The 12,302-nt window shown below is 74.9% G+C and carries 9 protein-coding genes and 1 pseudogene; 4 read left to right on the plus strand and 6 right to left on the minus strand.

What is annotated here, in order from left to right; genetic code table 11:
* Window positions 1–88: 88 nt before the first annotated feature.
* The 4 genes from ACLF5H_RS01490 to ACLF5H_RS01505 form a co-directional block, all read right to left on the minus strand.
* The gene (locus ACLF5H_RS01490) at window positions 89–490 is read right to left on the minus strand and encodes a DUF4186 domain-containing protein (protein WP_421674254.1); all 402 of its coding nucleotides are present in this window, start codon (window positions 488–490) and stop codon (window positions 89–91) included.
* 181 nt (window positions 491–671) lie between these two features.
* The gene (locus tag ACLF5H_RS01495; protein ID WP_421674255.1) at window positions 672–1,757 is read right to left on the minus strand and encodes a mechanosensitive ion channel family protein; all 1,086 of its coding nucleotides are present in this window, start codon (window positions 1,755–1,757) and stop codon (window positions 672–674) included.
* A gap of 188 nt (window positions 1,758–1,945) precedes the next feature.
* Window positions 1,946–3,457: an amino acid permease gene (locus ACLF5H_RS01500; RefSeq protein ID WP_421674256.1), complete on the minus strand. Its 1,512-nt coding sequence runs from the start codon at window positions 3,455–3,457 to the stop codon at window positions 1,946–1,948.
* 69 nt (window positions 3,458–3,526) lie between these two features.
* Complete coding sequence (locus ACLF5H_RS01505; protein WP_421674257.1) at window positions 3,527–4,603, minus strand: hypothetical protein; 1,077 nt, start codon at window positions 4,601–4,603, stop codon at window positions 3,527–3,529.
* A 313-nt stretch (window positions 4,604–4,916) separates the two neighbouring features.
* Here ACLF5H_RS01505 and ACLF5H_RS01510 point away from each other — a divergent pair, with 313 nt between their 5' ends.
* The 4 genes and pseudogenes from ACLF5H_RS01510 (at window position 4,917) to ACLF5H_RS01525 (ending at window position 10,376) form a co-directional block, all read left to right on the plus strand.
* On the plus strand, window positions 4,917–6,332 hold the full coding sequence (locus tag ACLF5H_RS01510) for an FGGY family carbohydrate kinase (protein WP_421674258.1): 1,416 nt from the start codon (window positions 4,917–4,919) through the stop codon (window positions 6,330–6,332).
* A complete protein-coding gene (locus ACLF5H_RS01515) occupies window positions 6,329–7,774 on the plus strand; it encodes an FAD-dependent oxidoreductase (protein WP_421674259.1) in 1,446 nt (481 codons plus the stop codon). The genes ACLF5H_RS01510 and ACLF5H_RS01515 overlap by 4 nt, the downstream gene beginning before the upstream one ends.
* Window positions 7,771–9,065, plus strand: a pseudogene (locus ACLF5H_RS01520) (NAD(P)/FAD-dependent oxidoreductase). Before ACLF5H_RS01515 ends, ACLF5H_RS01520 begins: the two are co-directional and overlap by 4 nt.
* A 39-nt stretch (window positions 9,066–9,104) precedes the next feature.
* Window positions 9,105–10,376 (plus strand): hypothetical protein, encoded by a 1,272-nt coding sequence (locus tag ACLF5H_RS01525; RefSeq protein ID WP_421674260.1) that lies wholly within the window; start codon window positions 9,105–9,107, stop codon window positions 10,374–10,376.
* A 91-nt stretch (window positions 10,377–10,467) separates the two neighbouring features.
* Here the strand turns inward: ACLF5H_RS01525 and ACLF5H_RS01530 are convergent, their stop codons facing one another.
* The gene (locus ACLF5H_RS01530; RefSeq protein ID WP_421674261.1) at window positions 10,468–11,226 is read right to left on the minus strand and encodes a crotonase/enoyl-CoA hydratase family protein; all 759 of its coding nucleotides are present in this window, start codon (window positions 11,224–11,226) and stop codon (window positions 10,468–10,470) included.
* Window positions 11,227–11,269: 43 nt separating this feature from the next.
* A complete protein-coding gene (locus ACLF5H_RS01535; RefSeq protein WP_421674262.1) occupies window positions 11,270–12,244 on the minus strand; it encodes a lysylphosphatidylglycerol synthase transmembrane domain-containing protein in 975 nt (324 codons plus the stop codon).
* Between the last annotated feature and the right edge of the window lie 58 nt (window positions 12,245–12,302).

Raw genomic sequence — 12,302 nt, forward strand, 5'->3', positions numbered from 1 at the left:
TCGACATCAAGATATCTCGTGCCGGGGGCGGGCTCGACAGGGGTGGCGCCTGAGGCCGCTGTTTTCCGCCGACCAGCCGCGCACCTGGTCAGTCGCCTCCGCCCGATTCCCCGGGCCCGCGGGCGAGCTCGCGCTCGATCCAGCGGCAGATCACCTCCACGACGTACAGGTGTTCGGCCCTGCTGAGCCGGCGTCCCTTGGGGATGCCGTGCCGGCGCAGCAGGCAGGTCCGGCAGCAGGTGGCGGTCGCGTGCTGCGCCACGAAGACGGGGTGACCCCGGTACGGCGTCTGTTTCCCGTCCTTGTACGGCTCGGCCGGCGCGAGCCGCTTCGCGACCAGGTCATAGGCGTGCCACCTGAGGGTGGCCGCCCCCTTCTCCGCGGCGGTGACCCGCTCCGGCCCCCGCAGCCAAAACCGCGCCCGGAACGGCTGCCGCGCGAGGGCGTCGAGCCGCTGATCGAGGAGGCGGGGGTCGGGTGAAACGGTCATGACGGTACGAGGGTACGGGGTGGGGTGATGATCGTGCCGGGCGCGTGGGGCGGCGTCCGGCTCCAGGGGTTGGGGCCCCTCCCATGAGGGGGATGCCGCTTTCCTGGCGGGATTTGATCCGCGTGCCGGGGTTTCGCTCCGGCGCGCCCCCGCAGCCGCGCCCTGACCGGCGAGCGGCCCGCTACTCGGCCGCCTCCCGCGCCATGTCCCCCGCGCCGCGCTGCTGCGGGATCGTGAAGGAGCCCTGCTGGATGGCGACCGTGCGGACCGGGGAGGGGATGTGGATGCCCTCTTCCTGGTAGCGGCGGTGCAGGCGCTTGATGAACTCGTGTTTGATCCGGTACTGGTCGCTGAACTCGCCGATACCGAGGATCACCGTGAAGCCGATGCGGGAGTCGCCGAAGGTGTGGAAGCGGATCGCGGGCTCATGGTCCGGCAGCGCGCCCGGCACCTTGCGCATGACCTCCGTGACCACCTCGGCGGTCACCCGCTCCACCCGCTCCAGGTCGGCGTCGTAACTCACCCCCACCTGCACCGGCACCGTGAGCCGCTGCTCGGGCCGGGTGTAGTTGGTCATATTGGCCTTGGCGAGCTGGCCGTTCGGGATCACCACCAGGTTGTTGGACAGCTGGCGGACCGTCGTCTGACGCCAGTTGATGTCGACGACGTACCCCTCCTCACCGCTGCTCAGCTGGATGTAGTCGCCCGGCTGGACGGTCTTGGACGCCAGGATGTGGACGCCCGCGAAGAGGTTCGCGAGGGTGTCCTGAAGCGCGAGCGCCACCGCGAGGCCGCCGACGCCCAGCGCGGTGAGCAGCGGCGCGATGGAGATCCCGAGCGTCTGGAGCACCACCAGGAAGCCGATCGCCAGGACCAGCACCCGGGTGATGTTGACGAAGATGGTCGCCGAACCCGCCACCCCCGACCGCGACTGCGTGAAGGTGTGCACCAGACCGGTGATCACCCGCGCCGCGGACAGCGTGGCCACGAGGATCAGCCACACCTCCAGCACCTGATCGGTGCGGTGCTGCACGGTCCTGCTGAGGGGCAGCACGATCGCCGCGGCCGCCACGCCCGCCGCGATCAGCGCCCACGGCACGATCGAACGCAGCGCGTCCACGATGACGTCGTCACCGCTCCAGCGGGTCCGCTTGGCGTGCTTGGCCAGCCAGCGCAGCAGCGAGCGGGAGAGGAAGGCGGCCAGCAGGCCCGCCGCGACCGCGATACCGGCGACCACCGCGTCGTCCAGGGTCAGCGCGCGGTTCACCGGTCACCCCCCAGAACCGGGGTCTGCGCGGAGGGCCGTATGTGAGGTCTCGTCACGTTGTCACCTGCTCGATGTGCGGGAAGTACGAACGTGCCGGCCCCGGAACTCCGGTGACCGGCACGAGCGTTCATCCTGCCGTATCCGGAACACGCCCTACCACCGGGTCCTTCGGCGCCCCGGGGCCCCGATCAGATGATGCCCTCGGCGAGTTCGGCCTGGTCGCGGTCGCTGCCGTACGCCGCGGTCGGGGTGCCGTACGAGCGGCGGGCGACGTACCACCAGACGCTGGCGAGGAGGAGGACGACGGCCAGTGCCACGGCCGCGTAGTTCATCGTGCCGACGGTGACCGGCGAGGACTGCGGCAGGCAGAACAGGACCGTGACGCACGCCACCCAGACCACCGCCACCCAGCCGACCGGCCTGCTCCACCGGCCCAGATGCCAGGGCCCGCGCCGGAACCGGTCGCCCGCCCGCAGCCGCAGCAGCACCGGGATGGCGTACGCGGGGGTGATGCCGATGACATTGATGGCGGTCACCGCGTTGTACGCCGTCGCCGAGTACAGCGAGGGCAGCGCGAGGACCCCGGCGACCCCGGCCGACAGCCATACGGCGGCCACCGGGGTCTGGGTGCGGCCGCTGACCGTGCGCCACAGCCGGGAGCCGGGCAGCGCGCCGTCCCGGCTGAACGCGAACACCATCCGGCTGGCCGCCGCGACCTCGGCGTTCCCGCAGAACAGCTGGGCCACGATCACCACCAGCAGCAGCGCCTTCGCGCCGCCGGTGCCGAGGCCGTCGAGCAGGATCTGCGCGGGCGGTACCCCGGTGGCCGTGGTGCGCGTGGCGTCGTAGTCCTGGATGGCGAAGGTGAGCCCGGCCAGCAGGACGAAACCCGCGAGCCAGGACACCCAGATGGCCCGGACGATGCCCTTGGCCGCGGACACCGAGGCGCGCGAGGTCTCCTCGGACAGATGGGCGGAGGCGTCGTAGCCGGAGAAGGTGTACTGGGCGAGCAGCAGGCCGATCGCCGCGACGTAGAGGGGGTTCGACCAGCCGGTCCCGTTGACGAACGTGGTGAACACGAAGGACGGCGACCGGTGGTGGTCGGGCACGATCGCGAGCGCGCCGACGATCAGCGCGACACCCGCCAGATGCCACCAGACGCTGATGGAGTTGAGCAGGCTGACGACGCGGACGCCGAACAGGTTCAGCACCGCGTGCAGCAGGAGGATGGCGCAGAAGATCAGCATCGTCCGGCCCGGCGTCGGCACGAAGCCCCACTGGAGATTGGCGAACGCGCCGGTGAACAGGGCGGCTCCGTAGTCGATCCCGGCGATCGCGCCGAGCAGCCCGAGCAGGTTCAGCCAGCCCGTGTACCAGCCCCAGCGGCGGCCGCCGAGCCGGTCGGCCATGTAGTACAGGGCGCCCGAGGTCGGATACGCGCTGGTGACCTCGGCGAGCGCGAGCCCGACGCACAGCACGAACAGTCCGACGCCCGCCCAGCCCCACAGCATCACGGCGGGCCCGCCGGTGTTCAGGCCGAACCCGTACAGGGTCATGCAGCCGGACAGGATCGAGATCACCGAGAAGCTGATCGCGAAGTTGCCGAAACCGCCCATGCGGCGGGCGAGCACGGGGCGGTAGCCCAGCTCGCGCAGGCGCCGCTCCTCGTCCTGCTGCGGCAGCTCTGGGGAAGGGGACATGGGGACCTCCGGGGGTGGGGACCTGGGGGCTCGGGAGTGCGTCGGGACGGTCGGGGTTGCTCAGGTTGCTCAGGGGTGGGTTCCGGTGCAGGGACGAGGCTCGGCGCAGACCTCGGCGCAGGCCTTGGTACGCGTGCCGGTGGCGGCGTCGCCGGCCAGGGCGCGGCAGTGGTCGCGGGCGCGGGTGAACACATCCACCGGGCGTTCGCCGTCCCGGGTGCGGTACATCCAGGGCGGCGGGCTGAAGTGCGGGCCGATCGCCTCGAACACCCGGTCCGCGCAGGCGAATCGACGGGCTCCCCACAGGGCGTGCGCCAGATGGTTGAGGTCGGGTTGCGCGCGCCGGTCGGCCGGCGCGTGCTCGAACCAGGAGTGCAGGGCGGACCGCGCCTCCTCGACGGCGGCGGCCGTGGCCCAGTGCGTGTCGGGGCGGCGCGCGCGGCGATGGCGCTCGACGCGGACGTACAGGGGGAGGAGCCGGAGCGCCGATCCGGGCGGGGCCCCCGCCGCCGCCCAACGGGCGTAACCGGCCGCGTCCGTCAGCCCCTCGGAGCCGTCGTCGGCCGGGGCTCCCCTGCGAGCGTCCAGGCCGTCTCGCGCGTAGAGGAACTGGAGCATCCGGTGATGCGCCTCGCGGTTGAACGGGTCCCGCTCGGCGGCCTGGGCCAGCAGCCCCCAGGGCCCCGGCACGAGCTGCGGCTCGGGCGGGTCCGCCCGGTGCTCCGCCCAGCGCTGCTCGGGGTCCAGCTGGGCCAGGGCGAGCAGACAGATCCAGGGCACCGGATCACGCGGCGCGAGCAGGGTGGCCGTCTCGGCGGCGTCCCACGCCTCGATCCACAACTCATGGGCCCGCAGGTGCCGTTCGCGGCGGGCCCGTAACGCCCGCTCCACGCCGATCCGGGCCCGCATCACCCCCGCGTGGGCGCTGTCCGGCTCCTCCGCGAGCCAGGCGCGCACCACGTCGCTGCCGGCGGCCGCGGCCGCGAGGATCTGGGTGCGCCGGGTCCACAACCACCACTCGGTGGTCTCCGCGAGCAGGGTGCGCATGGCCACCCAGCGCCCGGCGCGTAACTCCTGGAGCACCGCGCGCAGGGCGTGGTCGGGTCCCGCGGGATCGTAGGAGGGTCTCGCTCCCTCGCGTGCCATCAGCCGGAGCCCCGCAGCCGGTGACGCACGCACGAGGCGGCGGTATGAGGTGGCAACAGCCCTCCCCTGGGCGGTGCGTGGTGGTCGGCGGCCACTATAAGGGCGGTGGTTCGGCCTCACCATTGTTGCCAACTCAATGAGCCAGCCGGGCGAGTCGGAAGATCATCGGTCCGCCTCGGGTCGGCTTGACGCCGGATCCGCGCGGCGGCAGGCTGACGCGGTGATCTCTGGTGCCGGGCGCGGGAGGGTACGGATGGCAGGGGCGGCGCGGTGACCGACGCGAAGACGGGACCGGTGTGATGGCGGGGCCGGCGTGACGGCGGGCCCGGTACTCGCCGTCGACCAGGGCACCTCGGGCACCAAGGCCCTCGTCATCTGCCCGGAGCGCGGCGTCCTCGGCACCGGATACGCCGAGGTCCGCCCCCGGCACCGGCCCGGCGGGCTGGTCGAGGTGGACCCGGACGCGCTGTACGACTCGGTGCTCACGGCAGGCCGGTGCGCCCTCGCCGAGGCCGGTGAGCCCGTCGTCGCCCTGGGCCTCGCCAACCAGGGCGAGACCGTCCTCGCCTGGGACCCCGCCACCGGCCGCCCGCTCACCGACGCCCTGGTCTGGCAGGACCGCCGCGCCGAGCGCGTCTGCGCCGAAATGAGCGGTCACGGCGAGGAGTTGCGGCACCTCACCGGCCTCCCCCTGGACCCGTACTTCGCCGCGCCCAAGATGGCCTGGATCCGCCGCCATCTCACCCGCGAGGGCGTCGTCACCACCTCGGACGCCTATCTGGTGCACCGCCTCACCGGCGCCTTCGTCACCGACGCCGCCACCGCCGGCCGCACCCAGCTCCTCGACCTCGACCACGTCCGCTGGTCCTCCCGCGCCCTCGACCTCTACGGCCTCACCGACGAGGCCCTCCCCGACATCACCGACGTCGCCCAACCGATCGGAAACACCCGGGAGTTCGGCTACGACATCCCGCTCACCGGTCTGATCGTGGACCAGCAGGCCGCGCTGTTCGCCCAGCGCGTCACCGCCCCCGGCGCCGCCAAGTGCACCTACGGCACCGGCGCGTTCCTGCTCGCGCACACCGGCGAACGCCCCCGGCGCGGCGGCTCGGGACTGGTCGCCTGCGTGGCCTGGCGACTGGGCGGCACCACCAGCTACTGCCTGGACGGCCAGGTCTACACGGCCGCTTCCGCGGTGCGCTGGCTCGCCGACCTCGGGGTCATCGGCTCCGCCGCCGACCTCGACCCGGTCGGCGGCGCCGTCCCCGACAGCGGTGGCGTCACCTTCGTACCCGCCCTCGCCGGACTCGCCGCCCCCTGGTGGCGCGGTGAGCTGCGCGGCTCCCTCACCGGGCTGGGCCTCGACACCACCGCCGGACATCTGGTGCGCGCCCTGTGCGAGGGCATCGCCGCCCAGGTCGCCGAACTCGCCGAGGCGGCCGCCACCGACCTCGGCACCCCGCTCGGCGCGCTGCGCGTCGACGGCGGCCTCACCCGCTCCGCGCTGCTCATGCAGACCCAGGCCGATCTGCTGCAACTCCCCGTCGAGGTGTCCGCGTTGCCCGACGCCACCGCGCTCGGCGCCGGGGCCCTCGCCCGGCTCGGCGCCGACCCCGCCCTCGGCGCCGCCGAAGCCCTGCCCGAGGAGCGCCCCGCAGCCGTGTACGAGCCCCGCGTCCCGCGCCGCGCCCGGTTCCGCGCGGCCGTCGCCGCGCTGCCCGGCGCATGAGGGGCCCCGGGGAGCCGCTCCACGGCCCCCCGACCGTCACCGCCGGGGGCGCCCTGCCCGACCGGTCGTACGACATCGCGATCGTCGGCGCCGGAGTCGTCGGCTGTGCCCTCGCCCGCCGGCTCGCCCGCCACCCCCGCCTGAGCGTCGCCCTGATCGAGGCGCGGGACGATGTGGGCCAGGGCACCTCCAAGGCCAACACCGCCATCCTGCACACGGGGTTCGACGCCACACCGGGCACCCTGGAGGCCCGGCTCGTCCGTGAGGGGCACGCCCGGCTCGCGGCCTACGCCGCCGAGTCCGGCATCCCCGTCGAACCCGTCGGCGCGCTGCTCGTCGCCTGGGACGAGGAACAACTCGCCGCCCTGCCGGGACTCGCCGAGAAGGCGGTGGCCAACTCCTACCGCGAGGCAGTCCCGTTGGGCCGAGCCGAGCTGTACCAGCGCGAACCGCACCTCGGCCCCGGCGCGCTCGGCGCCCTGCACATCCCCGGCGAGAGCATCATCTGCCCCTGGACCACCACCCTGGCCTACGCCACCCAGGCCGTCCGCGCCGGAGTCGAACTGCATCTGAACGCCGGTGTGGAACAGGTCACTTGGGACGGCGGGCATCACCTGCACACCTCCCGCGGCACCCTCCGCGCCCGCCATCTCGTCAACGCGGCCGGACTGGGCGCCGACACCCTCGACCGCCGCCTCGGACGCGACGACTTCACCGTCACCCCGCGCCGCGGCCAGCTCCTGGTGTACGACAAGTTCGCCCGCCCGCTGGTCCGGCACATCCTGCTGCCCGTACCGACCGCGCTCGGCAAGGGAGTTCTGGTCGCCCCCACCGTGTACGGCAATGTGCTGCTCGGCCCCACCGCCGAGGACCTGGACGACAAGCGGGCCACCGGCACCACCGCCGAGGGCATCGCCCTGCTGCGGGAGCGGGGCCGCCGGGTCCTGCCCGCGCTGGTCGAGGAGGAAGTCACCGCCGTCTACGCGGGGTTGCGCGCGGCCACCGGGCAGGAGGACTACCGGATCGCCGCGCACCCCGAGCGGTCGTACGTCACCGTCGGCGGCATCCGCTCCACCGGCCTGACCGCCTCCCTGGCCATCGCCGAGCACGTCACCGGGCTGCTCGCCGACAGCGGCCTCGACCTCGGACCGGAGCGCGATCTGGAGCCGGTGCGCATGCCCAACCTCGGCGAGGCGTTCCCGCGCCCCCACCAGCGCCCCGAACTGATCGCCGCCGACCCCGCCTACGGCACCCTCGTCTGCCACTGCGAGCGGGTCTCCCTCGGCGAGATCCGCGACGCCCTCGCCGGTCCGATCCCGCCCCGCGGCCCGGACGGTCTGCGCCGCCGCACCCGGGCGCGGGCGGGCCGCTGCCAGGGGTTCTACTGCGCGGCGGCGGTAAGGGAGTTGCTCGAACAACAAGGCAAGGGCGGGCGCGCGTGACGGCGGTACGGCAGGTCGACGTCCTGGTGGTCGGGGCCGGGCCCGCGGGTCTCGCCGCGGCGGCCCGGCTCGCCACCGCCGGAGCCGGACGCGTGGAGGTCCTGGAGCGGGAGGCAGTGCCCGGGGGAGTGCCCCGGCACTGCGCCCACGGCGGCTTCGGCACCTGGACCCGCCCGCTGACCGGCCCCCGGTACGCCCACCTGCTCACGGAAGCGGCCGAGCGGGCGGGCGCGCTGATCAGGACGCGAACCACCTTACTGGACTGGGGAGTTGGACCAGCCTCCGGTGCGAACGTGCTGCTGACCGTCGGGCCGGAGGGACCCGAGGCCCTCGCCGCGCGGGCCGTCGTCCTCGCCACCGGGGCCCGTGAACGCCCCCGCGCGGCCCGGCTGGTGCCCGGCACCCGGCCCGCCGGCGTCTACACCACCGGCGAACTCCAGCAGGCGGTCCACCTGTTCGGGCAGCGTATCGGCACCCGGGCGGTCGTGGTCGGGGCGCGGGACGTGGCGTACGCGGCGGCCCGGACCGTCCGCACGGCCGGTGCCGAGGTCGTCGCGCTGGTCACGGAACACCCCCGGGCCCGTACGAGCCCCGCCCGCGCGCGGTCCGCCCGGCTGCTTTGGGGCGTTCCGCTGCTGACCGGCACCATGGTCACCGAACTCCTCGGCCACGGGCGGCTGTCCGGCGTCCGGGTCCGCCACCGGGACGGCCGGACGACCGTACTGCCCTGCGACACCGTCGTGTTCACCGGTGACTTCGTCCCCGACCACGAACTCGCCCGGCGCGGCGCCCTCGACCTCGACCCCGGCACGCGGGGTCCGGCCGTCGGCACCGCCCTGCACACCTCGCGCCCCGGCGTCTTCGCCGCCGGAAGCCTGCTGCACGCCGTGGAGCCCGCCGGTGCCGCGGCCCGCGAGGGGGCCCGGAGGGGGCCCGGGCGGCCGGTGCCGTCCTCGGCCATCTGGCGGGCGCCCCCTGGCCGCGCCCCGGCATCCCGGTCACCGTCGAGGCACCGCTGCGCTGGATCACCCCCAACCGCGTCACCCCCGACCGGCGCCTCCACCCGAACCGCGTGCCCCCGGCCGCCCCGCCCTCGCCCCCGCCCCACCTCCTGCGCATCGAGGCCCCCCTGCCCCGCCCCGTCCTGTACGTCCACCAGGACGGCCGCCTGCTGCACCGCGCCCGCCTCGGCCCCCGCACCGCCCCACCGCACCGCACCCTGACGCTCGGCGCGTCCTGGCACGGGCTGGTGGACCCCGAGGGCGGGGAGGTGCGGGTGAGCGCGGGCTGAGCCGGGGGCGTTGTCAGTGGCGTGTGCGACAGTGCGCTCGTGACTGAGATCAACGCTCCGGTGCCCGCCGCGCTGTCCGGCCTCGACGCCGTCGACTGGTCCGCGCTGACGCACGCCTACGGCCCCGCCGCCGACGTGCCCGGACTGCTGCGTGCCTTGTGCTCCCCGGACGAGGAGCGGCGCCACAAGGCCCTGGACGCGCTGTACGGCAACATCTTCCACCAGGGCAGCCGTTACCCGGCCACGGCCGCCGCGGTGCCGTTCCTGGTCCGCATGGCGGCGGACCCCGCCCTGCCCGGCCGTGCCGGGTGCCTGGACCTGCTGGCCGCCCTCGCCATCGGCTACGACGAGGCCCATCTGCCCGGCGGCATCGCGATCACCGGGTGGCGGGCCGCCGTCGAGGAGGTCCGCGCCCAGGACCCGGAGGCGATACGCGCCGAGTACGACGCCTGGGTCGAGGCGGCGGGCGACGACAAGGAGCGGCGGATGCGGGAGTTCCGCCGCGACATGTACGACCATGACCGGCAACTGGAGGCCCTGGCCGCGGAGCTGGCCGCCTATGACGCGGTGCGCGCCGGGACACCCGCCCTGCTGCCCCTGCTCGGCGACGCGGACGCGGCCGTACGCACGAGCGCGGCCCATGTGCTGGCCTGGTTCCCGGAGGCGGCCGGGGAGAGCCTGCCGCGGCTGCTGGCGAGGCTGGACGAGGAGCGCGAGCCGGTCGTCCTGGCCACCGCCCTGGTGGCCACCGGACTGCTCGGCGACGACGGATCCCGCCCGGAACTGGCGCTCCGGCTGCGCCCGTTCCTCACCGCCGGGGAGCCGGTGGTGCGCTGGGCGGCGGCCACCGCGCTGGCCCGGCTCGGCGGCGAGGGCATCGAGGCGGCCGGCGCCGCCGAGGTGCTGGCCGAACTCGTGTCCTGCGCCGGGGAGCCGGGGCCCGACGAGATGCGGGTGCCGTTCCACGAGGGCGACTTGCGCGGCTACTCCGCCGCCTCCCTCACCCTGCTCGCCGACCGGTACCCGCGCGAGGCCCTGGACGCGGTGACCGAAGGACTCGCCGCCACCACCGGCCCGGCGAGCTTCCCCGTCGCCACGGCCGCGCTGCGGCTGGCCTTCGGCGAGCCCGGCCCGGACGGACCCGGCGCCTTCACGGAGCTGACCGAAGCCCAGCGCCGCCTGGTCCGGGTCCTCGCCGGACTCGAGGGGGCCACCTGGCAGTGGGCGAACTTCTCGGGCATCGTCCGCTCCTGGGGCCTGCCCACCCCGCGCGCCGCACTGCGCGCCTACGCCGGACTGCCCGAGGAGTGACCGTGAGGGCGAGGCTCGTACGCGGTGCGCTCGTCCTCGGTGTGCTCGTCGTCGGCGTGCTCGTCCTGCGGTGTGCCCGTGCGCGGCGGACTCAGCCGAACGAGCCGTGCCGCCCCGCCCCCGCGGCGAACCGGGCGGCACCCTCCGCGCTCTGCGCCAAAACGCCCGCCCCATGGCGGAGTTCACCGAGCAGCGCCGCCTCCTCCGACCGGCCATCCTGGTCGAGGACCGAGGCGCGGTCGCTGCGCAGACACGCCTGCGGGAACCGCGCGATCTCCGCGGCCAGCGCCTCCGCCCCGGCGCGCGCGGTGCCAGTCGGCACCAGCCGATTGGCGAGCCCCATCGCGTACGCCTCCGGCGCCGGCACCGGACGGCCGGTCAGGATCAGGTCCATGGCCCGGCTCGTCCCGATCAGCCGGGGCAGCCGTACGGTCCCGCCGTCGATCAGCGGCACCCCCCAGCGGCGGCAGAACACGCCGAACACCGCGTCCTCCTCGGCCACCCGCAGATCGCACCACAGGGCCAGCTCCAGGCCGCCCGCCACCGCGTGCCCGGCGACGGCCGCGATCACCGGCTTGGACAGCCGCAGCCGGGTCGGACCCATCGGCCCGTCGCCGTCCTCGGCCACCCGGTTGCCCCGCTCGGTGCCGATCGCCTTCAGGTCGGCCCCCGCGCAGAAGGTGCCGCCCTCGCCCCACAACACCGCCACCCGGGCATTGTCGTCCGCCTCGAACTCGCGGAACGCGGCGACGAGTCCGGCCGCCGTCGGACCGTCCACGGCATTGCGGGCCGCGGGCCGGGACAGGACGACGGTGGTGACGTACTCCTCGCGCTCCACACGGACCGGCACGGCGGGCACTCCCTCTCCAGACGGCTGGGAGGGCCACTCTGCCTCAGATGACCTTCAGCCGCACCAGTGCCCCGAGGGTCAGCGCCCCCGGCAGCAGCGGCGCCCAGACCGTGATGATCCGGTAGGCCAGCACCACCGCCGTGGCCAGCGCCGCCGGACCGCCGACCGCGACCAGCGCCACGATCAGCGCCGCCTCCACCGAACCGAGCCCGCCCGGAGTGGGCACCAGGGCCACGGCGACGGTCGCCGCGAGATAGGCGAGCGCCATATGGGCGGGCGGCACCGGCAGCCGCAGCGCTTGGCCGACCGCGGCGAGCCCGGCCGCCTGGAGCGCCGGGAAGGCCAGCGAACCGCCCCACAGGGCCAGGGCGCGGATCGGCCGGGTGTGCACGGAGCGCGCCTCGCCCACGGCGTCCCGGACGAACGCGGCGACCCGGACGCGCAGCGGTCGTACCAGCGCCCCGGCGGCCACCGCCGCCACCAGCAGCCCGGCCGCGCACAGGAGCAGCGGCAGCGTCGAACCGTCCGGCAGCAGCGGGCCGAGCCGCAGCGCGTCCGGGAAGAGGAGCAGCAGGGCCGCCAGCAGACCGAGCCGGCCCGCGCTCTCCGCGAGCAGATACAGCGCGAGCGCGGCCGAGGAGCGGGCCAGCGGCACCCCGCACACGGTCATGAAACGCAGGTTCACCGCGCCCGCGCCGAGCCCGGTGGGCAGCAGATGGTTGGCCGAGGCCGCCGCGAACTGGGTGGCCAGCAACCGCCCCTTGGGCAGCGCCTGGACCACCGCGCCCTGCCGGGTGACGGCCGCCGCCACCCAGGTCAGACAGGTGGCGGCGGCCGCCGCGAGCAGCCAGGGCCAGGACGCGGTACGCAGCTGCCCGAAGCCCGCGGCGAGCAGCGAGCGATTGCGTACGGCGGCCACGGCGAACAGCGCGAGCGGCAGCAGGCACAGCGCCTGGCGGACGGGCACGCGACGGGGGAGTCGTACCCGAGAGAGCGGGGGAGTGGGGACGGCAGTCACATCCGCAGAGGGTCCCGGCGCTGCCCCAACGGGGGGTGGCGCGATCGGGGACGGCGGC

Source organism: Streptomyces sp. LaBMicrA B280 (assembly GCF_049222185.1).
In the GTDB taxonomy this organism is placed as follows: Bacteria; Actinomycetota; Actinomycetes; order Streptomycetales; family Streptomycetaceae; genus Streptomyces; species Streptomyces murinus.

Excerpts from the sequence above, each read along its gene's own strand:
- ACLF5H_RS01515 (WP_421674259.1), top strand. The coding sequence starts at position 6,329 with ATGAGGGGCCCCGGGGAGCCGCTCCACGGCCCCCCGACCGTCACCGCC.
- ACLF5H_RS01505 (WP_421674257.1), bottom strand. The coding sequence starts at position 4,603 with ATGGCACGCGAGGGAGCGAGACCCTCCTACGATCCCGCGGGACCCGAC.
- ACLF5H_RS01500 (WP_421674256.1), bottom strand. The coding sequence starts at position 3,457 with ATGTCCCCTTCCCCAGAGCTGCCGCAGCAGGACGAGGAGCGGCGCCTG.
- ACLF5H_RS01490 (WP_421674254.1), bottom strand. The coding sequence starts at position 490 with ATGACCGTTTCACCCGACCCCCGCCTCCTCGATCAGCGGCTCGACGCC.